The organism is Streptomyces sp. NPDC088261 (assembly GCF_044740805.1).
GTDB lineage: Bacteria > Actinomycetota > Actinomycetes > Streptomycetales > Streptomycetaceae > Streptomyces.
Genome location: NZ_JBIURL010000010.1, coordinates 150,979 through 173,221 on the forward strand (window position 1 = coordinate 150,979; position 22,243 = coordinate 173,221).

Annotated in this window: 20 protein-coding genes, 1 pseudogene and 1 riboswitch; of the genes and pseudogenes, 7 read left to right on the plus strand and 14 right to left on the minus strand. The window is 72.1% G+C overall.

From position 1 onward, the window contains the following. Positions 1-41: 41 nt before the first annotated feature. Positions 42-317 carry an SCO4848 family membrane protein gene (locus tag ACIODU_RS20780; protein ID WP_401769347.1) on the minus strand — a complete coding sequence of 92 codons (276 nt, stop codon included), beginning with the start codon at positions 315-317 and terminating at the stop codon, positions 42-44. Between the two features lie 145 nt (positions 318-462). Between ACIODU_RS20780 and ACIODU_RS20785 the strand changes: the two genes are divergently transcribed. Beyond that, positions 463-1,749 (plus strand): D-alanyl-D-alanine carboxypeptidase family protein, encoded by a 1,287-nt coding sequence (locus tag ACIODU_RS20785; RefSeq protein WP_401769349.1) that lies wholly within the window; start codon positions 463-465, stop codon positions 1,747-1,749. Here the strand turns inward: ACIODU_RS20785 and ACIODU_RS20790 are convergent. Beyond that, positions 1,706-2,659, minus strand: a complete 954-nt coding sequence (locus ACIODU_RS20790) for a YihY/virulence factor BrkB family protein (protein ID WP_356423972.1) — start codon at positions 2,657-2,659, stop codon at positions 1,706-1,708. The genes ACIODU_RS20785 and ACIODU_RS20790 overlap by 44 nt on opposite strands. Positions 2,660-2,841: 182 nt before the next feature. Here ACIODU_RS20790 and ACIODU_RS20795 point away from each other — a divergent pair, with 182 nt between their 5' ends. Together ACIODU_RS20795 and ACIODU_RS20800 are read left to right on the plus strand one after the other, a co-directional pair. Further along, on the plus strand, positions 2,842-4,209 hold the full coding sequence (locus ACIODU_RS20795; RefSeq protein WP_401769351.1) for an FAD-binding protein: 1,368 nt from the start codon (positions 2,842-2,844) through the stop codon (positions 4,207-4,209). Positions 4,210-4,302: 93 nt separating this feature from the next. Beyond that, the gene (locus tag ACIODU_RS20800) at positions 4,303-5,058 is read left to right on the plus strand and encodes a decaprenylphospho-beta-D-erythro-pentofuranosid-2-ulose 2-reductase (protein WP_356423978.1); all 756 of its coding nucleotides are present in this window, start codon (positions 4,303-4,305) and stop codon (positions 5,056-5,058) included. A gap of 21 nt (positions 5,059-5,079) precedes the next feature. Here ACIODU_RS20800 and ACIODU_RS20805 read toward each other — a convergent pair whose 3' ends face one another. The 3 genes from ACIODU_RS20805 to glyA form a co-directional block, all read right to left on the minus strand. Then, positions 5,080-5,673: a 2'-5' RNA ligase family protein gene (locus tag ACIODU_RS20805; protein ID WP_356423981.1), complete on the minus strand. Its 594-nt coding sequence runs from the start codon at positions 5,671-5,673 to the stop codon at positions 5,080-5,082. Between the two features lie 224 nt (positions 5,674-5,897). Continuing rightward, positions 5,898-6,911: a tryptophan--tRNA ligase gene (gene trpS, locus ACIODU_RS20810; protein WP_356423984.1), complete on the minus strand. Its 1,014-nt coding sequence runs from the start codon at positions 6,909-6,911 to the stop codon at positions 5,898-5,900. Between the two features lie 144 nt (positions 6,912-7,055). Continuing rightward, positions 7,056-8,324, minus strand: a complete 1,269-nt coding sequence (glyA, locus tag ACIODU_RS20815) for a serine hydroxymethyltransferase (protein ID WP_401769354.1) — start codon at positions 8,322-8,324, stop codon at positions 7,056-7,058. A 37-nt stretch (positions 8,325-8,361) separates the two neighbouring features. After that, a riboswitch (ZMP/ZTP riboswitch) is annotated at positions 8,362-8,452 on the minus strand. Positions 8,453-8,636: 184 nt separating this feature from the next. Here glyA and rocD point away from each other — a divergent pair. Further along, positions 8,637-9,842 (plus strand): ornithine--oxo-acid transaminase, encoded by a 1,206-nt coding sequence (gene rocD, locus ACIODU_RS20820; protein ID WP_401769356.1) that lies wholly within the window; start codon positions 8,637-8,639, stop codon positions 9,840-9,842. A gap of 39 nt (positions 9,843-9,881) precedes the next feature. Here rocD and ACIODU_RS20825 read toward each other — a convergent pair whose 3' ends face one another. The 4 genes from ACIODU_RS20825 to ACIODU_RS20840 all read right to left on the minus strand — a co-directional run bounded on the left by ACIODU_RS20825 (position 9,882) and on the right by ACIODU_RS20840 (position 13,534). After that, a complete protein-coding gene (locus tag ACIODU_RS20825; RefSeq protein ID WP_401769358.1) occupies positions 9,882-11,063 on the minus strand; it encodes a glutathionylspermidine synthase family protein in 1,182 nt (393 codons plus the stop codon). A gap of 62 nt (positions 11,064-11,125) precedes the next feature. Then, a complete protein-coding gene (locus ACIODU_RS20830; RefSeq protein ID WP_356423994.1) occupies positions 11,126-11,407 on the minus strand; it encodes a hypothetical protein in 282 nt (93 codons plus the stop codon). A 138-nt stretch (positions 11,408-11,545) separates the two neighbouring features. Then, a complete protein-coding gene (locus ACIODU_RS20835; protein WP_356423997.1) occupies positions 11,546-11,935 on the minus strand; it encodes a VOC family protein in 390 nt (129 codons plus the stop codon). A gap of 135 nt (positions 11,936-12,070) precedes the next feature. Next, positions 12,071-13,534: a PLP-dependent aminotransferase family protein gene (locus ACIODU_RS20840; RefSeq protein ID WP_401769360.1), complete on the minus strand. Its 1,464-nt coding sequence runs from the start codon at positions 13,532-13,534 to the stop codon at positions 12,071-12,073. Between the two features lie 47 nt (positions 13,535-13,581). Between ACIODU_RS20840 and ACIODU_RS20845 the strand changes: the two genes are divergently transcribed. Together ACIODU_RS20845 and ACIODU_RS20850 are read left to right on the plus strand one after the other, a co-directional pair. Then, positions 13,582-14,103 carry a carboxymuconolactone decarboxylase family protein gene (locus ACIODU_RS20845; protein ID WP_401769362.1) on the plus strand — a complete coding sequence of 174 codons (522 nt, stop codon included), beginning with the start codon at positions 13,582-13,584 and terminating at the stop codon, positions 14,101-14,103. A gap of 188 nt (positions 14,104-14,291) precedes the next feature. After that, complete coding sequence (locus tag ACIODU_RS20850) at positions 14,292-15,890, plus strand: purple acid phosphatase family protein (RefSeq protein WP_401769364.1); 1,599 nt, start codon at positions 14,292-14,294, stop codon at positions 15,888-15,890. A 33-nt stretch (positions 15,891-15,923) separates the two neighbouring features. Here the strand turns inward: ACIODU_RS20850 and ACIODU_RS20855 are convergent, their stop codons facing one another. Continuing rightward, positions 15,924-16,418: a winged helix-turn-helix transcriptional regulator gene (locus ACIODU_RS20855; RefSeq protein WP_401769520.1), complete on the minus strand. Its 495-nt coding sequence runs from the start codon at positions 16,416-16,418 to the stop codon at positions 15,924-15,926. On the opposite strand from ACIODU_RS20855, the pseudogene ACIODU_RS20860 reads away from it, so the two are divergent. Further along, positions 16,362-16,859 (plus strand): annotated as a pseudogene (locus ACIODU_RS20860) (MFS transporter); the annotation flags it as partial. The gene ACIODU_RS20855 and the pseudogene ACIODU_RS20860 sit on opposite strands and share 57 nt — an antisense overlap. Here the strand turns inward: ACIODU_RS20860 and ACIODU_RS20865 are convergent. The 4 genes from ACIODU_RS20865 to ACIODU_RS20880 form a co-directional block, all read right to left on the minus strand. Continuing rightward, positions 16,849-18,228 carry a VWA domain-containing protein gene (locus ACIODU_RS20865; RefSeq protein WP_401769366.1) on the minus strand — a complete coding sequence of 460 codons (1,380 nt, stop codon included), beginning with the start codon at positions 18,226-18,228 and terminating at the stop codon, positions 16,849-16,851. The pseudogene ACIODU_RS20860 and the gene ACIODU_RS20865 sit on opposite strands and share 11 nt — an antisense overlap. Before the next feature lie 169 nt (positions 18,229-18,397). Continuing rightward, entirely contained in the window at positions 18,398-19,900 is a 1,503-nt protein-coding gene (locus ACIODU_RS20870; RefSeq protein ID WP_401769521.1) for an aldehyde dehydrogenase family protein, read from the minus strand. 190 nt (positions 19,901-20,090) lie between these two features. Further along, the gene (locus ACIODU_RS20875; RefSeq protein ID WP_327234884.1) at positions 20,091-21,080 is read right to left on the minus strand and encodes a malate dehydrogenase; all 990 of its coding nucleotides are present in this window, start codon (positions 21,078-21,080) and stop codon (positions 20,091-20,093) included. 422 nt (positions 21,081-21,502) lie between these two features. Further along, complete coding sequence (locus ACIODU_RS20880) at positions 21,503-22,243, minus strand: DUF3017 domain-containing protein (RefSeq protein ID WP_401769369.1); 741 nt, start codon at positions 22,241-22,243, stop codon at positions 21,503-21,505.

Here is a 22,243-nt window from a genome sequence, read left to right on the forward strand (position 1 = left end):
GAATGATCAACTGACGGGCCGGAAGACGCCCGTCACCCCCGTCAGCCGGGGATACGGGACTCCGGCGCGGCCGTGGCCGTTTCCCGTCGTACGGCGCGCACGCCCCGGAACCCGATCGTCCCCACGGCCGTCCCCAGGAGAAAGGACGTGATCGCGAGCACCAGGTGCACCCAGAAGTAGGCAGTCGGGTCCCCCGCGTCGTCGAACGCCAGGCCGCTGCCGTCCTGCCACAGATTTTTGACGAAAGTGATCCAGATGAACCAGCTCCACACCCCGAACGCGAGCAGGAACCAGGACACGCGGCGGCTGAGCTTCATGGATTCAGTATCGTCGCCGCTGTTCCGGGGACGGCGGCGGGGTACGGAGGACCCGGCGCGCGCTGCGGAGGGCCGGACGGCCGCGCGGTTCACCCCCTCGGTGTCGAATTCACGGGACACAGACACGCCCTGTACGTTTTCGGTCGTGCCCGCTCTGAAAAAGACCGCGTTGACGGTCTTCACCGCCACTTTGCTGCCCGTTCTGACCGTCGTGCCCGCGTCGGCGGACAGCGCGTCCAAGGGGCCGAGCGCCAGCAAGTCGCCAACGCCCCCGGCCGTGATGTCCACGGTCGGCGGGGCCAGGCTGGGCCAGGCGGGCACCCAGGTGGCTCTCGGGCCCGGCGCCCCCGTCCTGCCGAAGAAGCTCAGCGGCCGGTCGTGGATCGTCGCCGACGCCGAGACGGGCGACGTCCTGGCCGCGCACAACGCGCACTGGCGGCTGCCGCCCGCCTCCACGCTCAAGATGCTCTTCGCGGACACGCTGCTGCCCCGGCTGCCCAAGGACCAGGAGCACAAGGTGGTGGCCGCCGACCTCGCCGGGATGGGCGACGGCAGCAGCCTGGTGGGCGTGAAGGAGAACCTGACCTACAGCGTCCACGACCTGTGGCTGGGCGTCTTCCTGCGCTCGGGCAACGACGCCGTGCACGTGCTGTCCGCCATGAACCACGGCGTGAAGAAGACCGTCCAGGACATGCAGCAGCACGCCGAGGAGCTTCAGGCGCTCGACACGAAGGTCGTGACGCCCGACGGGTACGACGAGAAGGGCCAGGTCTCCAGCGCGTACGACCTCACCCTGTTCGCCCGCTCCGGGCTCCAGAAGAAGGACTTCCGGGAGTACTGCGCCACCCAGTCGGCGAAGTTCCCCGGCGACCTCACGAAGGTCAAGAAGGGCAAGAAGCCGGAGAAGGACGCCAAGGGGCAGCCCAAGCGGGACACCTTCGAGATCCAGAACACCAACCGGCTGCTCACGGGCGCCAACGGGGTCTCCCCGTACCGGGGTCTCGCCGGGGTGAAGAACGGTTACACCTCGCACGCCGGCTCGACGTTCACCGGGGTCGCCGAGCGCAACGGCAAGGTGCTGCTGGTCACGGTCATGAACCCGTCCTCGGACGAGAGCCAGGCCGTCTACCAGGAGTCCGCGCGGCTGCTGGACTGGGGCTTCGCGGCGAGCGGCAAGGTCACTCCGGTCGGCGAGCTGGTGCCGCCGAAGTCGGCCCGTACGACCGCCTCGCAGCCGAGCGGCGGCGCCACGCCGGCCCCGGGGGCCACCGACACCCACGCGCCCGCGGCGGCCGTCAGCGCCTCGGAGGACGGCTCGGGCGGAATGGGCGTCGCGCTGTCCGTGGTGGGCGGGGTGGTGGTGCTGCTGGCGGGCGCCGGGTACCTGGTCAACCGGCGCTGGCCGTCGAGCCCCCGCCCTCCCCGTTCCTGAGGGCACGGCCCTCCCCGCTCTCGGCCCAGGCGGCCTCCGCCTGCTCCCTCCGCAGGTCCCGCTTGCTCCCCGTCGCCGTCCACGCCGCGCAGAACAGCAGCAGCTTCGCCGTGAAGTTGATCCACAGCAGGAGCGCGATCGGTACGCCGAACGCGCCGTACATCGTCTTCCCCGCCACCCCCGTCAGATAGCCGCCCAGCAGCAGCTTGAGCAGTTCGAAGCCGACGGCCCCGATCGCGGCGGCGACGAAGAGCCGGCGGCGGGGCGGGGTCACGCGCGGCAGCAGCGTCAGCACGTACAGGAGGATCAGGAAGTCGGCGACGGCGGCCGTCAGGACGGCGGCGGCCTGGAGGAGTATGCCGCCCGCCCCGTCCTGGGAGATGCCCAGGTGACGGGCCGTCCAGCCGATGGCGGTGGAGCCGAATCCCGAGGCGCCGAGCGAGACGAGGCCGACCGCGCTCAGACCGATGAGGACCACGCCGTCCTTGGCCCTGACGACAAACGGATTGCCCTGGTCCAGGTGGTCCTTCTCCCAGACGGCCCGCAGGCAGTCCCGCATGGCGGTGATCCAGCTGACGCCGGTGAACAGGAGCAGCAGACCGGCGACCACCCCGACCGTGCCCGCGTTGGCCACCAGGTTGTTGATGTCGAGCTGCTTGGAGATGCCGGGCACCTGGTCGGTGAGGCTGCGCTCGACGCGGTGGAGCTGGCTGTCGCTGAGCAGCGCGGCGCCGATCGCGGCGGCCACGGTGAGCAGCGGGAAGAGCGCCACGAAGCTGATGAACGTGATCGCCGCCGCCAGCCGTGTCCAGTGCACCCGTTCGAGCGTCTCGTACGAGCGCCAGGCGTGCGTACGCAGGAAACGGGCGACGAACGGGCCGATGACGGGGAGATTTTTCAGCCAGTCCATGCAGGAGATGTACCCCCGGATCGGGAAACCAGCGTCAGGGTCCCCCGGAAGCACGGAGGGATCAGGGGGGATCGCGGTGCGCCGTCCCGGGACGCTCGCCCGACCACCCATTCATACGAGTTCCCCCGGGCCTTGCGTCAAAGGCGACAAAGAATGAGGTATGGGGCGATACGGTCACCCATATGTCTGCCGATACCGCCGATACCGCCGTTTCCATGACCGGCTGGGGCCGTACCGCCCCCACCACCGCCCTGCTGGTACGTCCCCGCTCCTACGAGGAGGCCGCCGCGGCCGTACGCGACTGCGGGCGCCGCGGTTCGATCGCCCGGGGGCTCGGCCGGGCCTACGGTGACGCGGCGCAGAACGCGGGCGGGTCGGTCCTCGACATGACGGCCCTGGACCGTGTCCGCACGATCGACGCGGAGGCCGGGGTGGTCGTCTGCGACGCGGGGACCAGCCTGCACCGGCTGATGAAGGTGCTGCTGCCGCTGGGGTGGTTCGTGCCGGTCACCCCCGGGACCCGTTATGTGACGGTCGGCGGGGCGATCAGCGCCGACATCCACGGCAAGAACCACCACGTCTCCGGCTCGTTCACCCGCCACGTGCGGTCCCTGGACCTGCTGACGGCGGACGGCGAGATCCGTACGGTCCTCCCCGGCACCCCGCTCTTCGACGCGACGGCGGGCGGGATGGGGCTCACCGGGGTGATCCTCTCGGCGACCGTCCAGCTCCTCCCGGTCGCGACCTCGCTGATGTCCGTCGACACGGAACGCGCCACGGACCTGGACGACCTGCTGGCGCGGCTCGCGGCCACCGACCACCGCTACCGGTACTCCGTCGCCTGGATCGACCTGCTCGCGCGGGGCCGGGGGGCGGCGCTGGGGCGCGCCGTGCTGACCCGCGGGGAGCACGCGCCCCTGGACGCGCTCCCGGCCCGCGCGCGGCGGCGCCCGCTCACGTTCCGGCCGGCGCGGCTGCCCGCCGCGCCCTCCCACGTACCGTCGGGGCTCCTGGGGCGGACCACGGTCGGCGCGTTCAACGAGCTGTGGTACCGCCGGGCCCCCCGGCGGCGGACCGGGGAACTCCAGCGCCTGTCCTCGTTCTTCCACCCGCTCGACGGCGTGCCGCACTGGAACCGCGTCTACGGACGCGACGGCTTCGTCCAGTACCAGTTCGTCGTCGGGTACGGGCAGGAGGAGACGCTGCGGCGGATCGTGCGCAGCATCGCGCGGCGCGGCTGCCCGTCCTTCCTGGCCGTGCTCAAGCGTTTCGGCGAGGGCGATCCGGGGTGGCTGTCGTTCCCGATGGCCGGCTGGACGCTGGCGCTGGACATCCCCGTCGGGCTGAGCGGCCTCGGCTCGTTCCTGGACGAGCTGGACGAGGAGGTCGCGACGGCGGGCGGCCGGGTCTGCCTCGCGAAGGACGCGCGGCTGCGGCCCGACCTGGTGGCCGCGATGTATCCGCGCCTGGAGGACTTCCGCGCGCTGCGGGCCGGGCTGGACCCGCGGTCCGTCTTCACGTCCGACCTGGCGCGGCGGCTGGGTCTCTGACGCACGCGCACCCCGCTCCCGCTCCGGGAGTCCGTTCCCACCCGTTCCCCCTCACCGCTTCCCCCTCTTGAACACCTCTTAAGGAGATCCCCGATGAAGGACGCCTTCGGTATCCCGCAGTCCTTGCTCATCCTCGGAGGCACGTCCGAGATCGGCCTGGCCACCGCCCGCCGGATGATCGCCCGGCGCACCCGTACGGTCTGGCTGGCCGGCCGCCCCTCCCCCGCTCTGGACACCGCCGCCGACGGGCTGCGCACGCTCGGCGCGGACGTCCGTACGGTCGACTTCGACGCCCTGGACCCGGCCTCGCACGAGGAGACCCTGGGGAAGGTCTTCGCGGAGGGCGACATCGACATGGTGCTGCTGGCGTTCGGGGTCCTCGGCGACCAGGCGCGCGACGAGGCCGCGCCGCTCGCGGCGGTGCGCGTCGCGCAGACCAACTACACCGGCGCGATCTCGGCCGGTCTGGTGTGCGCGGGCGCGCTCCAGACGCAGGGGCACGGCTCGCTGGTGGTGCTGTCGTCGGTGGCGGGCGAGCGCGCGCGGCGCGCGAACTTCATCTACGGGTCGAGCAAGGCCGGCCTGGACTCCTTTGCCCAGGGGCTGGGCGACGCGATGCACGGCACGGGGGTGCAGGTCATGATCGTGCGGCCCGGGTTCGTACGGTCGAAGATGACGGCGGGCCTGGAGGAGACGCCGCTGGCGACCACGCCGGACGCGGTCGCGCTGGCGATCGAGCTGGGGCTGCGGCGGCGCTCGGAGGCGGTGTGGGTGCCGGGGGCGATGCGGGTGGTGATGTCGGCGCTGCGGCACCTGCCGAGGCCGCTGTTCCGGCGGCTGCCGGTCTGAGGGGCCGGTGAGAGCGCCTGCTCAGGGCCGCAGGGAGCGCGCGTGCCGGTCCGCGGGGGTGCTCTGCGAGGGCACCCCCGAGATCTCCCCGTCCCCGCCGAACGCGTACTCGTGCAGCTTGCGCCAGACCAGGTCCGGGCCCTGTTCGTACAGCGCGAAGGAGGTGCAGCTCCAGTGCGCCCCGTAGTCGGCCAGCTCCTCGTAGGCCCGGTCCATCGCCTCCTCGGCGATGCCGTGGGCCACGGTGACATGGGGGTGGTACGGGAACTGGAGTTCCCGGACGAGCGGGCCCGAGGAGTCCCGTACCCGCTTCTGGAGCCACATGCAGGCCGACGCGCCCTCGACGACCTGGACGAAGACGACCGGGGAGAGCGGGCGGAACGTCCCCGTACCGGACAGCCGCATCGGGAAGGGGCGGCTGGCCGCCGCGACGGCGGCGAGGTGCGCCTCGATCGCGGGCAGTCCCGCCGCGTCGACCTCGGTCGGGGGAAGGAGGGTGACGTGGGTGGGGATGCCGGGCGCGGCCGTGTCGCCGAAGGCCGCACGCCGCTCCTGGAGCAGGCTGCCGTACGGCTCCGGGACCGCGATCGAAACGCCGAGCGTTACGGTCCCCACGTCGTTCTCCTCAGTCCGTGTGTGTCGGGTGGTGGTGCGGGTTCGCGCGGGTCGCGCGAGGGCGGTGCCGCCCGTCAGTGTGACGGTCGTACCGCCCGGCTGACCAGCGTCCGCCGGGGTCGGGATGTCATGACGCCGGGCGGCGCCGGGTACCGGGGCGGGGCGCCGGGCCGGCCGTCGCGCGGGGCGGCCGGCCCGGCTCTCCGCGCCGGTGCCCGGCGGGGTCAGTGCTTGGCGGGCAGGAAACCCACTCTGTCGTAGGTCTGGGCGAGGGTCTCCGCCGCAACCGTACGGGCCTTCTCCGCGCCTTCGGCCAGGATCGAGTCCAGCGTCTCGGGGTCGTCCAGGTATTCCTGGGTGCGCGCGCGGAACGGTGTGACGAAGTCGACCATGACCTCGGCCAGGTCCGTCTTGAGCGCGCCGTAGAGCTTGCCCTCGTACTTCCGCTCCAGATCCGCGATCGTGACGCCGGTCAGCGTGGAGTAGATGGTGAGCAGATTGCTCACGCCCGGCTTGGCGGCGGTGTCGAAGACGATCTCGCTGCCGGTGTCGGTGACCGCGCTCTTGATCTTCTTCGCGGTCGCCTTGGGCTCGTCGAGCAGATTGATCAGGCCCTTGGGCGTGGACGCCGACTTGCTCATCTTGATCGTGGGGTCCTGGAGGTCGTAGATCTTCGCGACCTCCTTGACGATGTGCGGCGCCGGGACCGTGAAGGTCGGGCCGAAGCGGGTGTTGAACCGCTCGGCGAGGTCGCGGGTCAGCTCCACGTGCTGCCGCTGGTCCTCGCCGACGGGGACGGCGTCGGCCTGGTAGAGCAGGATGTCGGCGACCTGGAGGATCGGGTACGTGAACAGCCCGACGGTCGCGCGGTCCGTGCCCTGCTTGGCGGACTTGTCCTTGAACTGCGTCATCCGGGAGGCCTCGCCGAAGCCGGTGATGCAGTTCATGACCCAGGCGAGCTGGGCGTGCTCGGGCACATGGCTCTGGACGAAGAGCGTGCACCGCCGCGGGTCGAGACCGGCCGCGAGGAGCTGCGCCACCGCGAGGCGGGTGTTGGCGCGCAGCTCGGCCGGGTCCTGCGGAACCGTGATCGCGTGCAGGTCCACGACCATGTAGAACGCGTCGTGGGTCTCCTGGAGGGCGACGTACTGGCGGACGGCGCCGAGGTAATTCCCGAGGTGGAACGAACCGGCGGTGGGCTGGATACCGGAGAGGGCGCGGGGACGGTCAGAAGCCATGCCCATCATTCTCTCAGGTGCCGCCGACAGCTCCGCAACGGATCTCCGACGAGCCCGGAGCGATCTTCCGGGGGCGCCCGGGAGGGGCGTCCCCGGGCGCCGGGGCGTGGGCCGCCCCGGCGCCCGGAGGGACCGGAAGCCGGCTCAGACCGGCAGGCCCGGGGCCGGGAACGCGGACATCAGGGAGGCGACCTCCGCGCGGATCGCCGCCAGGGCCGGTTCGTCGTCCTTGGACGCCGCCGTGACCGCGCGGTCGATCCAGTCGGCGATCGTCGCCATGTGTGCGGTGGACAGGCCCCGGGAGGTGAGGGAGGGGGTGCCGATGCGGAGGCCCGAGGGGTCGAAGGGCTTCCTGGTGTCGTACGGGACGGTGTTGTGGTTGGCGACGATCCCGGCGCGGTCGAGCGCCTTCGCGGCGATCTTGCCGGGGACCTCCTTGGGGGTGAGGTCGATCAGGATCAGGTGGTTGTCCGTACCGCCGGAGACGAGGTCGAAGCCCCGGGCGAGCAGTTCGTCCGCGAGGGCGCGGGCGTTGGCGACGACCGCGTGCGCGTAGTCGCGGAAGGAGGGGCGGGCCGCCTCGTGGAGGGCGACCGCGATGGCGGCGGTGGTCTGGTTGTGGGGGCCGCCCTGGAGGCCGGGGAAGACCGCCTTGTCGAGGGCCTTGGCGTGCTCCGCGCGGGACAGCAGCATCGCGCCGCGCGGGCCGCGCAGGGTCTTGTGGGTGGTCGTGGAGATGACGTCGGCGTACGGCACCGGGGAGGGGTGGGCGCCGCCCGCGATCAGGCCCGCGACGTGGGAGACGTCGGCGACGAGCAGCGCGCCGGACTCCCGGGCGATCTCGCCGAAGGCGGCGAAGTCGATGGTGCGGGGCAGGGCCGTACCGCCGCAGAAGATCAGCTTGGGGCGTTCCTTCAGGGCCATCTCGCGGACGGCGTCGAAGTCGATCAGGCCGGTGTCCTGGCGTACGCCGTACTGGACGCCCCGGAACCACCGGCCGGTGGCCGAGACGCTCCAGCCGTGGGTCAGGTGGCCGCCCATCGGGAGGGCCATGCCCATGATGGTGTCGCCGGGCTCGGCGAAGGCCAGGTGGACGGCGAGGTTGGCGGGCGAACCGGAGTAGGGCTGGACGTTCGCGTGCTCGACGCCGAAGAGGGCCTTGGCGCGGTCCGCGGCGAGCCGCTCGACCTGGTCGATGACCTGCTGGCCCTCGTAGTAGCGGCGGCCGGGGTAGCCCTCGCTGTACTTGTTCTGGAGGACGGTGCCCGAGGCCTCCAGGACGGCGGACGAGACGTAGTTCTCGCTGGGGATGAGGCGCAGGGTCTCGGCCTGCAACCGCTCCTCGGCGCCGACGAGGGCGGCGAGGTCGGGGTCGGTGGCCGACAGGGCGGGATGGCGGGGCGTGGGTGTCATGGCGTCCTCCGGGGCGATCCGCTGCTGGGTCGTTGTCCCGGGGCGCCCAGGCGGACGGCACCTCGTACGTGTCGCTCCGCACGGCTCCCCCGCGGTCGTTTCCGCGTTCGCCAGTCGCCGTACGGCACGGCCCAGCCTAGAGGTTTTCCCGCCGGGGCACGCCGGGACGGAGGTTTCCCGGCCCAAGTGGCGAGGGACGGGAGAAACTGGAGGTTGTCCCTGCTTGCGCCGGACAGCTTGTCCCGGACGACCCCGTCACGGAAGACCGTCACGGACGACCGGGGCAGGCGGTCCCGGACGAACGGAGTGCCCGTGTCGGCAACGGAGAACGCCATCGCCTCGGCGGAGGCCCACAGTGCGCACAACTACCACCCGCTCCCCGTCGTCGTCGCGTCGGCGGACGGCGCGTGGATGACCGATGTCGAGGGGCGGCGCTTCCTCGACATGCTCGCCGGGTATTCGGCGCTCAACTTCGGTCACGGCAACAGACGACTGATCGACGCGGCCAAGGCGCAGCTGGAGCGGGTGACGCTCACGTCGCGGGCGTTCCACCACGACCGCTTCGCAGAGTTCTGTACGCGGCTGGCGGAGCTGTGCGGCATGGAGATGGTGCTGCCCATGAACACGGGCGCGGAGGCGGTGGAGACGGCGGTCAAGACCGCCAGGAAGTGGGGTTACCAGGTCAAGGGCGTGCCGGACGGCCGCGCGAAGATCATCGTCGCGGGGAACAACTTCCACGGCCGGACGACCACGATCATCAGCTTCTCCACGGACACCGAGGCGCGCGCGGACTTCGGTCCGTACACCCCGGGCTTCGAGATCGTCCCGTACGGCGATCTCACCACGCTGGAGGCCGCGATCACGCACAACACCGTGGCGGTCCTGCTGGAGCCCATCCAGGGGGAGGCGGGGGTGCTGGTGCCGCCGCCGGGCTATCTCGCGGCGGTACGGGAGCTGACGCGCGAGCGGAACGTGCTCTTCATCGCGGACGAGATCCAGTCGGGCCTCGGCAGGACCGGGAAGACCTTCGCGTGCGAGCACGAGGGGGTGGTGCCCGACATGTACGTGCTGGGCAAGGCGCTGGGCGGCGGGGTCGTGCCGGTGTCGGCGGTGGTGTCCTCGGCGGAGGTGCTGGGGGTGTTCCGGCCCGGCGAGCACGGTTCGACGTTCGGCGGCAATCCGCTGGCGTGCGCGGTGGGGCTGGAGGTCGTGGCGATGCTGGAGACCGGGGAGTTCCAGCGGCGGGCGGCGGAGCTGGGCGACCATCTCCACCGCGAGCTGGGGCTGTTGGCGGGCGGCGGGGCCGTGGAGACCGTGCGGGGGCGGGGGTTGTGGGCCGGGGTGGACATCGTGCCGGCGCTGGGCACGGGCCGGGAGATCTCCGAGCGGCTGATGGACCGGGGTGTCCTGGTGAAGGACACGCACGGCTCCACGATCCGGCTGGCGCCGCCGCTGGTGATCGGCAAGGAGGACCTGGACTGGGGGCTCGACCAGCTCAGGGCCGTACTGGCGGAATAGCGGGTGCCGCGCCACCCGCTGTCCCGTCCGGCCCCCGGCCTAGAGGATCACGTGCGGCAGGAAGCGGGCGTATTCGTCCGTGACCGGGCCCGACGACTCCCGGATGCCGAGCCCCGCCGCCTCGTTCTCCACGACCCACGCCCCGAGCACCACGCGGTTGCCGTCGAAGTCCGGCAGCGGGGCCAGCTCCTGGTAGCAGGAGGGTTCGTCGGGCGCGGCGGGCGGGCCGCCCGGTTCGTGGAGGGTGACGCCCGCGCCCTCCCGGCCGAGCAGGGGTTTGGCCACATAGCCGCCCCGGTCGGCGAGTTCGCGGGGGCCGTCGAGATAGGAGGCCAGCAGATTCGGGTGGCCGGGGTGGAGTTCCCAGAGGATCGCGAGCAGTGCCTTGTTGGAGAGGAGCATCTTCCATGCGGGCTCGATCCAGCAGGTGGTGCCGGTGCCGCCGCCGTTGTCCAGCGTGTCCAGGACGTGCGGGCCGAACCGGTCGGTCGTCAGCCACTCCCACGGGTAGAGCTTGAAGCAGCTGCGGACGAACCGCAGCCGCTCGTCCACGAAGCGGCCGGACAGCCCGTCCCAGCCGAGCCGTTCGACGGACAGCGCGTCGGTGGCGAGGCCGGCCTGGGCGGCGGTCTCGCGCAGGTACGCGACCGTCATCAGGTCCTCGCCCAGCTCGTCCCCGTCGGAGTGGACGAAGTGCACCGGGCCGGGCGGCAGGAGGGCGGCCTGGTGGCGCCAGGCGTCGACCAGCCGTTCGTGGAGGGAGTTCCACTGGTCGGCGCCGGGGAAGAGCTCCTCCATCCAGAACCACTGGGCGCTGGCGGCCTCGACCAGCGAGGTGGGGGTGTCGGCGTTGTACTCCAGCATCTTGGCCGGGCCCGTACCGTCGTAGCGCAGGTCGAACCGGCCGTAGAGGGTGGGCAGTTCGGCGCGGCGGCGCCACGACTCCGCTATCAGCGCGGCGAGCCGCGGATCGGTGATGCCGAGGTCGGCGAACCGGTCGTGCTCCACGATGTGCGCGGCCGCGCCCAGGCACATCGCGTGCAGTTCCTCGACCACCTCTTCGAGCGCCTCGACCTCGGGCAGCGTGAAGCTGTAGTAGGCGCTCTCGTCCCAGTACGGGCGCAGGGACCCGTCCGGGTGGCGGGTGAGCGGATAGATGACGCCCTGTTCCTCGACGGTCTGCTGCCAGCCGGGGCGGGGCGTGATGGTGTGACGTTTCATCAGCGGGTCTCCGGGCTCGTCAGCGGCTCATCAGCGGCTCTCGGGGCCGGGCGGGGCGCCGGTCAGCCGCCGCCGGAGCCGGAGTGGCCGAAGCCGCCCCGGTCGACCGCCGACTTGTCGAAGCTGCCGCCCTCGGCCTTGCCGTTCTTGAACGAGCCGCCGTAGTAGTACGCGCCACGGCCGTTGTCGTCGTCACACTCGTACTTGGGCAGCTTCTCGTGGGTCACGCGGTCGACACACCGCTTGTCCGGGTCGGAACCGCACGCGGTGAGCGTGAGCGCCAGCATCCCCATCCCGCCGAGCACCACCCCGCTCGACCTCAGTCTCCGTTGCCGCGCCGCCATGCGCCGTCCTCCCCCTCGGATACGGACACGAGCCCGCGTACGGCCCCGGCTCCGGCACCGTACACAGGCTCGTCCGTACGAACTGTCGATCGAACCGCCACCCAGCCTAGCCCTGCTCCAGGAGGACGGTCCGGGGGCCTAGTTCACGAACCCTCCGTAAGGGCGCGTGATGCACTCCAGGGCGTGGCCGGCCGGGTCGAGGAAGTAGACCCCGCGCCCGCCGTCGTTGTGGTTGATCTCGCCGGGGTGCTTGCGGTGCGGATCGGCGTAATAGGTGAGTCCCTCGCCCTGGACACGGGCGAAGATCTCGTCGAACTCCTCTTCGCTGACCAGGAACGCGTAGTGCTGCGTGACGATCGACTCCGCGGGGATGGTCGCGAAGTCGAGGGTGACGCCGTTGCTCAGCTCGACGGGGATGAACGGGCCCCATTCGGTGCCCACTTCGAGCCCCATGACGCGACCGAAGAAGGTCGCGGATTCCCGGTTGTCACGGGAGTGGACGATGGTGTGATTCAACTGGACCGACACTGTGGATTGCCTCCATCAGGCAACTCACGGGCTACCTCCATGCCTCACCCGGACGGTGACCGACACGCGATGCCGTACCGAAGATCCTAGGCGCGGGGGCCCGTACTGTCACCACACGTTTCACGACACCGGCGGTCACGGCAGCGCGCGGCACAGCGCGTCCAGCGCGCCCGTCCACGCGCTGACCGGCGGGGTTCCGTAGCCGACGACCAGCGCGTCCGGTCCCGGCTCCGCCGCCTCGTGGCGAAAACGCGCCAGACCGCTGACGGCGAGTCCCTGCCAGGCCGCCGCCTCGATCACGGACCGTTCGGTGCCGGAGGGAAGCTCGACCACGGCGTGCAGCCCGGCGGCGATGCCCGTCACCCGGAGGTCGGGCCGCCCGTCGAGCGCCTCCACGAGCTGGTCGCGGCGGCGCCGGTAGCGCAGCCGCATCGAGCGGACGTGACGGTCGTACGCGCCCGAGGCGATGAACTCCGCGAGCGTCAGCTGGTCCAGCGCGCTCGACGCCCAGTCCACCTCCCCCTTCGCCGCGGTCACCTCCGCCACCAGCCCCTCGGGGAGCACCATCCAGCCGAGCCGCAGCCCCGGCGCCAGGGACTTGCTCGCGGTGCCGAGGTAGACCACCCGCTCCGGATCGAGGCCCTGGAGGGCGCCGACGGGCTGGCGGTCGTAGCGGAACTCTCCGTCGTAGTCGTCCTCCAGGATCAGCCCGTCGGTCGCGCGCGCCCAGTCGACGGCGGCCGCGCGCCGGTCGGGGTGGAGCGCGACCCCGGTCGGGAACTGGTGCGCCGGGGTCAGCAGCACCGCCCCGGCGCCCCGCACCCCCGCCAGCTCGCCGGTCCGGGTGCCGTACCCGTCCAGCGGCAGCGCGGGGGTACGGAGGCCCGCGTCCATCAGGACCTTGCGGTGCTGGCGCAGGCCGTACGACTCGACGGCGACCGCGCGCACCCGGCGCGCCCTGAGGACCGTGCCCAGCAGCGTCAGCCCGTGGACGAAGCCGGAGCAGACGACGACGCGTTCGGGGGCCGCGTACACCCCGCGCGCCCGCGCCAGGTAGTCGGCGAGGACGGTACGCAGCTCGGCCAGGCCGCCCGGGTCTCCGTACCCGAACGCCTCGTGGGGCGCGCGGGTCAGCGCCCGGCGCGCGGCCGTGAGCCACTGCGCGCGGGGGAATCCGGCGAGGTCGGGGGCGCCGGGCATCAGGCTGTACGTGGCCCTGCGGCGGGCGGGGCGGGTCCGGGGCGCGGCGGGCGCGGGGGTACGGGGCGCGGCGCGGCGGGCCACGCGGGTGCCCGAGCCCTGCCGGGCGGTGAGCCAGCCCTCGGCGACCAGCTCGGCGTAGGCGTCGGCGACGGTGTTCCGCGCGACGCCGAGGTCGGCGGCGAGGGAGCGGGAGGAGGGCAGCCGGGCGCCGGGGGCGAGCCGGCCGGTGCGGACGGCTTCGCGCAGGGCGTCCATGAGGCCGGTACGCAGACCGGGGCCGCGCAGCTCCAGGTGGAGGTCGGTGCCGAGGACGGTGCGGTGGTCCGGTGCGGCGCGGTGGTCCTCCGGTGCGGCGCGCGCCTCGCCGAGTGCCGTAGTGGCCCAGGAATCCGTCATGGAAGTGGACCATACGCCTGCGCCACCGGCTGCCTATCGTCGTTGGCATGACAACTGGCGAAGCGATCGGTACCCCCGCCCACCCCCACACGTACGCCCCCGAGCACACCCCCCGCCTGGCCATGGCGAAGCTCGCGCCCGAGGTCTACAAGGCCATGGTCCGCCTGGACGCGGCGGCCCGGCACGGCGTCGACCCCACGCTCCTCGAACTGGTCAAGATCCGCGCGTCGCAGATCAACCACTGCGCGTTCTGCCTGGACATGCACACCAAGGACGCACTGGCGGCCGGGGAGTCGGTGGAGCGGATCGTCCAGCTGAGCGCGTGGGAGGAGTCGCGGCACTTCTACACACCGAAGGAGATCGCGGCGATCGAACTGACCGAGGCGATCACCGTCCTGACGGACGGTTTTGTGCCGGACGCGGTGTACGAGGAGGCCGCCGCGCACTTCGACGAGACCGAACTGGCCCACCTGATCGCGGCGATCACCGTGATCAACAGCTGGAACCGGTTCTCGGTGGCGACGCGGGCGGTCCCGGGCCACTACACGCCGGGCTCGCTCAAGAGCTGAGCTCAAGAGCCGAGCCTCCAAGAGCCGGCCTCCGCCTCGCGGCGACGAATGGGGTCAACTCGCATCGTTTGGTGACCGGAAGGCTGCGGCGCGTTTTGTCGTGCCTCCGCAAGGTCGTGTTCATCGGGTGGTCGCAGACGCGGACGAGTGTTCGCGTGCTTGCCGAAACACCCCCGAAAGGAACAACGATGGCCACATCGAACGATTCGGCGGACCTCCCCGACGGCCTCAGCCGCCGCCACGCGCTGGGCCTGCTGGGAACGGCGGGCGCCGGCGCCGCCGCGCTCCCGCTGCTGGGCGCCACCCCGGCCGCCGCGGACACCTCCTTCGGCTCCCCCGCCTTCCACCCGACGGCCGACGCGGGCGGCGCGCCGCCCGTGCAGGGCCTCCACCTGACCTTCGGGGCCGACCCCAGCAGCCAGATGGTCGTCTCCTGGCTCACCGACGGCCCGGTCAAGCGGCCCCGCGTGATGTACGGGACGCCGGAGCACGGCTTCGGTTCCAGCACGGCCGCCAGGACCCGTACGTACACCGATGGGAAGTCCGGCCGGGTCGTATACGTCCACCACGCGGAGCTGTCCCGCCTCAAGCCCGGTACGGACTACGTGTACATGGCCTCGCACGAGGGGGCGACCCCGGACAGCGCCGTGTTCAGGACCGCGCCGCGCGGGCGGGCCCCGCTGACCTTCACCAGCTTCGGCGACCAGTCGGCGCCGCAGGTGACCTGGTCGGCCGACGGCACCAGCATCATGGACGCCAACTCGACCCCCGCCACCAAGGACATCGTCACGGGCATCGAGCAGGTGGCGCCCCTCTTCCACCTGCTCAACGGCGACCTCTGCTACGCGAATCTCGACGTCGACCGCGTGCGGACCTGGAACAACTTCTTCACCAACAACACCCGTTCGGCGCGCTTCCGCGCGTGGATGCCGGCCGCCGGCAACCACGAGATCGAGAAGTCCAACGGCCCCCTCGGGCTCGGCGCGTACCAGACGTACTTCGACCTGCCCTCCACGGAGACGGACACCGAACTCGACAACCTCTGGTACGCGTTCACCGCCGGGTCGGTGCGGGTGATCGTGCTCCAGAACGACGACAACGCCCTCCAGGACGGCGGCGACGTGTACATCAGCGGCTACTCCGGTGGCCGCCAGCTCGCCTTCCTGGAGAAGGAGTTGCGGGCCGCGCGCGCCTCCCGTGACATCGACTGGATCGTCGTCGCCATGCACCAGGTGATGATCAGCTCCACCGACGCCAACGGCGCGGACCTCGGGCTGCGGCAGAAGTACGGGCCGCTGTTCGACAAGTACGGCGTCGACCTCGTCCTGTGCGGACACGAGCACAACTACGAGCGCTCCCTGGCCGTTCGCGGGGTGGTCTCCGGCAGCGAGACGCTCACGCCCAACCCGGTGTCGTCGGCGACGGACGCCATCGACACCACGCACGGCACCGTGCACATGATCCTCGGGGGCGGCGGTGTCTCCGGGACGACCAACCAGTCCTTCTTCAAGGACGGGACCGCGAAGGTGATCACGGCGGTGTCGGCGTCCGCGCCGGCCGGTTCCAAGCGCACCTCGACGTACGTCAAAGAGCAGGCCGTCTGGACGGGCGTCCGCGACGTCGACCACCCGTACGGCTTCGCGTCGTTCACCGTCGACCCCGGCCGGCACGCCGGTGACACGACGACCCTGCACGTCACGTACTACAACGTGAACAAGCCCGACGGCGACCTGTCGGTCTTCGAGAAGTTCACGCTGCACCGCAAGCGCTCCGACGGGAAGCGCTGAACGGTGCGGTGACGGACGGGCCGCGGACACGCCCTAGGCCCCGGCCGCGCCCACTTTTCGTACGTGGGTGTCGCCGGGGCCGAGCCGCCGGCCGTCCGCCGCGTGGATCCCGACGGGCCGCAGCGGGCGTTCCTGGACGCAGTCCAGCAGCTCGGAGGGCGCCTCCCCGCGGTCGAAGAAGTGCGCCTCGCCCCACTGCCGCAGCGCGACGACCACCGGGAACAGGTCCTCGCCCTTGGGCGTCAGTACGTACGCGTGGTACGCGCTGCCCTCCGACGCCGGTACGACGGCGAGGATCCCGCCCTCGACCAGCGCGCGCAGCCGGGCGGCGAGGATGTTCTTCGCCACGCCCAGGCTGCGCTGGAACTCCCCGAAGCGGCGGCTGCCGTCGAACGCGTCGCGCACGATCAGCAGCGACCACCAGTCACCGATCGCGTCGACCGACCGGGCGACCGGGCACTCGTCCTCGTCACCCTGTGGAGCTGCGTCGCGCAGCCGCTGAGCGAGCTCCCGCTCTCCCTCTCGCACACGGCGATCGGCGCCTTCGGCCTCGCGGGCGCGGCGGGCGCGCCGGCGGCGGCGCCGACCGGGCGGCTGCACGACCGGGGCCTGGGCGCCCGTACGACCGGACTCGCGTTTGTCCTGCTCGTGGTGTCCTGGCTGCCGCTCGCCCTCACCCGGCAGTCGTTGTGGGCGCTGGCGATCGGCGCGGTGCTCCTCGATCTCGCCGTCCAGGCGGTGCACGTCACCAACCAGAGCATGATCTTCGCCCTGCGCCCCGACGCGGGCAGCCGGCTGATGGGCGGATACGTGATCTTCTACTCGACCGGCAGCGCGGTCGGCGGTCTCGCCCCGACGGCCGTGTACGCCCTGGCCGGGTGGGGCGCGGTCTGTGTCCTGGGCGCGGGGTTCAGCGCGCTGGGCCTGCTGCTGTGGGCCGTGACCACACCCCGGCGGGTCACGGTCTGAGCCCCCGGCCGCGCGCCGCGTCCAGCCAGCGGGGGTAGCGCGCCAGCAGGAGGTCGTAGAGCTGGTCGTCCGTCAGCTCGCGGGGGTCGCGGACGGAGAAGAACCCGAGGTTGTCGAGGTACGGCCCCGGCCGGGCGCTCAGCTCCGCCAGGAACGCGAACTCCTCCGCCTCCCCGATCGCCATGAACTGCCAGAACACCGGCTCGTAGCGGGACGACCGCAACTGCTCCAGCGCCACCTCCGGTTCACTGGTCGCGCCGTCGGTGACCACCACGACGAACACCGGCGGCCCGACCGCCCCCTCCCCCTCCCCCGCTCCCGCGTCCGCGAGCGGCGGGAGGGACCGTAAGTCCTCCGAGCCGAGGTAGCGGCCGCGCACCCGGCGGATCGCCTCGCCGTAGTCGGTCGAGCCGCCGACGCCGGCTTCCTGGTGCAACGCGACGGTCCGGCCCCGGTAGTCGGCCAGTCCCATGGAGCCCGCCTCCTCCGCGACGGCGGCGAAGGGGAAGACGTCGACCTCCCCGTTGTCGTCCCAGCGCAGGGCCAGCGCCAGGACCCGCTCGGCGAGGGCCTGGACCCGGCCCGACTCGTAGAGGCCGGACATCGACGCCGACATGTCGAGACAGAGCGCGACCCGCGCGGTGTGGTCGGCCAGACCGTGCGTCTCCAGGCTCACCGCCGCCTTCCGGGTGTACGAGAGCAACGCGTCGTGGCCGTCTTCGGCCAGCCGCTTCTCCATGGAGATCAGCCGCTGCTTCTTGAGCGGCGAGGGCGAGGAGGGCGCCGGCGGAGTGGTCGCGGACTGAGAGGACACCGCCCGGCCCGGCGCCCCGGGCCCCGGGGGCGGCGGGTCGTCCGCGACCGCCACGCCGAAGTCCGTCGCCAGACCGGCCAGTCCCGACGCGTACCCCTGCCCCACCGCCCGGAACCGCCAGCCGCCCGCCCGCCGGTACACCTCGCCGAAGACGAACGCCGTGTCCGTCGTCGCGTCGCCGATGTCGAACGCGACCACCATCGCTCCCGTACCGGCGTCCGTCACCTGGAGGCGCAGGCCGGGGACGCGGCCGAACGGCCCCCCGTCCGCCGAGGCCGCCAGCACCACCGACGCCACCCCGGCCGGGACCCGCCCCAGGTCGAGACGGAGGCACTCCTCGCCCGGCCGCCCCGGCCCGCTGACCACCGCGCCCGACGGATGAACCGGCTGGTTGTAGAAGACGAGGTCGTCGTCGCCCCGTACCCGCCGCCGTCCGTCCAGCACGAGTGCGGACGCGTCCACGTCCGGTACGCCGGGACCGGGTCGCCAGGTGAGGGTGGCGCGCAACTCCGTGGTGGGAAGCGGAACGTTGGCACCCTTGGCAAGGTTGGTCATGTCCTCCACCGTGCCACGCCCGGAGTGCCTGGCCGGCCGTCAGAACCCGCCTGCGGCAGGGCTGTTACCGGTCCGCTACTCCGTCACGTCGCGGACGGCGTCCGGAGGCCGCTTCACGTCGTACGTGGGCCCGGGAACGGGAGATGACGGTGCGGGCCCGGGGCGCCCGTCAGCCCGCGAACCAGCGGACGGGGCGTGGCGCGAGGTTCTGGTGGACGTGCTTGGCCTCGCGGTACTCGGCGAGCCCGGCCGGTCCCCGCTCCCGCCCGATGCCGGACCTGCCAAAGCCGCCCCACTCCGCCTGCGGGAGAGAGGGGTGGACGTCGTTGATCCATACGGTCCCCTGCCGCAGCCGCCCGGCCACCCGCCGCGCCCGGCCCGGGTCGGCGCTCCAGACGCCGCCGGCCAGGCCGTACCCGGTGTCGTTGGCGAGGGCCACGGCCTCGTCCTCCCTCCGGAAGGTCTCGACGGTCAGCACGGGCCCGCAGACCTCCTCCCGTACGACCCGCATCCCGCGGTGGCACTGGTCCAGGACGGTCGGCTCGTAGAAGTAACCCCCGGCGGGACGGACGGCGGAGGGCTCGGGGCGCCGGCCGCCGGAGCGCAGGACCGCGCCGTCCGCGAGCGCGGAGGCGACGTACTCCTCCGTTGTCGCCACCTGCCGCGCGGAGACGAGCGGTCCGCACTCCACGTCCTGCTCCGTGCCGCGACCGAGCCGTACGCGCGCGGCGCGCCGGGCCAGTTCACCGACGAAGCGCTCGCGTATCGACTCCTCGACGATCAGCCGGGAGCCGGCCGAGCAGACCTGGCCGCTGCGGCGGAACGCGGCGTTCAGCGCCTGGTCGACGGCGGTGTCGAAGCCCTCCTCGGTGGCGCAGGCGTCGGCGAAGACGACGTTCGGGTTCTTGCCGCCCAGCTCCAGGGCGAGCTTCTGCACGCCGGGGGCCGCCGCCCGCATCACCTCCGTACCGCTGCTCAGGGCGCCGGTGAAGGACACCAGGTCCACGTCGGGGTGTCCGGCGAGCCGGGCGCCGGCCGTGGCGCCCGCGCCGGTGACTAGGTGGGCGACCCCGGCGGGCAGTCCGGCCTCGGCGAGCAGGTCGATGAGGTCGACCGTCGTGAGCGGCGTGAGTTCGCTGGGCTTGACGACGAAGGTGTTGCCCGCGGCGAGGGCGGGCGCGATCTTCCGGCCGGCCTGGAGGAGCGGGGAGTTCGAGGGGGTGATCAGCGCGCAGACGCCGACGGGTTCGTGGACGACCACGCTGTGGACGGAGTCCGGGCCCGCGTCGACGACGCGGCCGCCGCTCTCGTTCGTCACCAGGTCGGCGAAGTGGCGGAAGGTCCCGGCGACGCGGTCGACGTCGACGCGGGCCTCCTCCAGGGTCGTCCCGGAGTCCCGGCTCTCCAGCAGCGCGATGCTCTCGCGGTTACGGATCAGCAGATCGGCGGTACGGCGCAGCAGCGCGGCCCGCTCGGCGACCGGGGTCCGGGGCCAGGAGCCCTCGTCGAACGCCGTACGCGCCGCGGCGACCGCCGCGTCCGCGTCCTCGGTCCCGCCCTCGGACACCACGGCGAGCACCGTCGCGTCGGCGGGATCGAGGATGTCGCGGGTGGCACCGGAGACGGCTTCACGCCACTCTCCGTCCACGTGGATGGTCTGTTGTGCCGACACGTCGCGCCTTGCCTTCCCGTACGGAACGTCCTCCACCAGCGAGAACTGGCGATCGGGGCGCCTGCCCCAGGGGGCGGGAAGCATGCGGTTCCGGTGGCCGAAAGTGCGCGGTGTCACGTCGGGGAACGCACAAGGCCCCGATCCGGCCGACCGGGTGGGTCGGCGGATCGGGGCCTTGATGTGCTGACGATCAGATCAGGCCGAGCTCGCGCACCGCGTCGCGCTCCTCCTGGAGCTCCTTCACCGACGCGTCGATGCGCGCCCGCGAGAAGTCGTTGATGTCCAGGCCCTGGACGATCTCGTACACGCCGTCCTTCGTGGTGACGGGGAAGGACGAGATGATGCCCTCCGGCACGCCGTAGGAGCCGTCCGACGGGATGCCCATGGAGGTCCAGTCGCCCTCGGCGGTGCCGTTGACCCACGTGTACACGTGGTCGAGGGCGGCGTTGGCGGCGGACGCGGCCGAGGACGCGCCACGCGCCTCGATGATCGCGGCGCCGCGCTTGGCGACGGTCGGGATGAACGTGTCGGCCAGCCACGCCTCGTCGTTGACGGTCTCCGCGGCGTTCTTGCCGGCGATCTCCGCGTGGAAGATGTCCGGGTACTGCGTGGCGGAGTGGTTGCCCCAGATGGTCAGGCGGCGGATGTCGGAGACGGCCGCGCCCGTCTTCCGGGCGAGCTGCGAGATCGCGCGGTTGTGGTCCAGGCGGGTCATCGCGGTGAAGCGCTCGGCCGGTACGTCCGGGGCGGCGGCCTGGGCGATCAGGGCGTTCGTGTTGGCGGGGTTGCCGACGACGAGGACCTTGATGTCGTCCGCGGCGTTGTCGTTGATGGCCTTGCCCTGCGGCTTGAAGATGCCGCCGTTGGCGGAGAGCAGGTCGCCGCGCTCCATGCCCTTCGTCCGGGGGCGGGCGCCGACCAGCAGCGCGACGTTGGCGCCGGCGAAGGCGACGTTCGGGTCGTCCGTGATCTCGATGCCGCGCAGCAGCGGGAACGCGGAGTCGTCGAGCTCCATCGCCGTGCCCTCGGCGGCCTTGAGACCCTGCGGGATCTCCAGGAGACGCAGTTTGACCGGCACATCCGCGCCGAGCAGATGGCCGGAGGCGATGCGGAAGAGCAGCGCGTAGCCGATCTGGCCGGCCGCGCCGGTGACGGTGACATTCACGGGAGTGCGGGTCATGGCGATCTCCGTAAGACAGCTGGGTGGCGGGGGTCCCTGCCCCTGGTGCGGGACATCTCCCCGGCGCCGGACGGGGTTCCGGACTCAACCCCGATGCGAATCTTGACGTGAAGAGATATCCAGCGGTCAGGCTATCGGACCCCGGCGCCCCTGGATCGCCGCCCCCTTTGTGGCACGGCTCACGGACTTGACGCGGTACTCCGCGCGCGGACGGGCGCCACCTGGCGGACCTATCGAGTGCCCCATGGCGGAATCGTCACCTCCCTGCCACAGGCGGCGGGCAACCCTTGATCCCCTCCGGCGCGTCCCTGACGCTGATGTCCGTACGGGAAACACCCCGGACCCAGCCGAACGGCGCTCGTCCTCCCTCGGGGGAGGGGACGAGCGCCGTTCTCGTACAACTCGCTGATCCACGCGTTTTGTTAGGGCACGGTCGAGTGGACGATGTCCTCCAGGAACGGGATCTCCAGCCACGGCTTGGGCTGCGTCATCAGCGCGAGCATGATGATCACGAGACCCAGCAGGCCGTACGTGACCATGTCGGTGAAGCGCGAACGCACGGCGAGCATGCCGACGGACGGCAGGACGCGGCGCAGGACGGCGCCGCCGATCAGCGCGACGCCGATGAGGATCGTGCCGATCCGGAACGCCTCGTCGAAGGGGTGCGTGCCGACGACCAGGAGCCCGAGGCCGACGGTCCCGAGGACGCTGAGCAGCGGCCACTGCCGGGCAGGCGCGGGCGCGTCCGGGGGTGCGGCGCGGCCGCCGCCCTCGGGCCGCGCGGTGTCGGTCGTGACGGCGGGGAAGCGGCGCGACTCGGACTCGGCGTCGGGCTCCTCCGGAGCGGAGTCGCCGGCCGGATCGGCGTCGGACGTGGACGCGGTGGGTACGGCGTCCTCGCCCGGGTCGGCGTCCGGGACCGCGTCGGCCTCGTCCGTACGTACGGCCGCCCCCGTGTCTTTGCCCGCACCCGCACCCGCGCTCACACGCGAGACGACGTTCGCGTCAACATCGGCGCCCTCACGGTCCACGCCCGCGTCAACAACGGCGTCCGGCGTCACCCCCGCGTCAGCGTCGGCCTCCGCCGCACCCGGCTCCACGGCGACGGCCCGCCGTACACCGTTCGGATCCGGCGTGTCACTCGCGCTCGTACCAGCACCCAT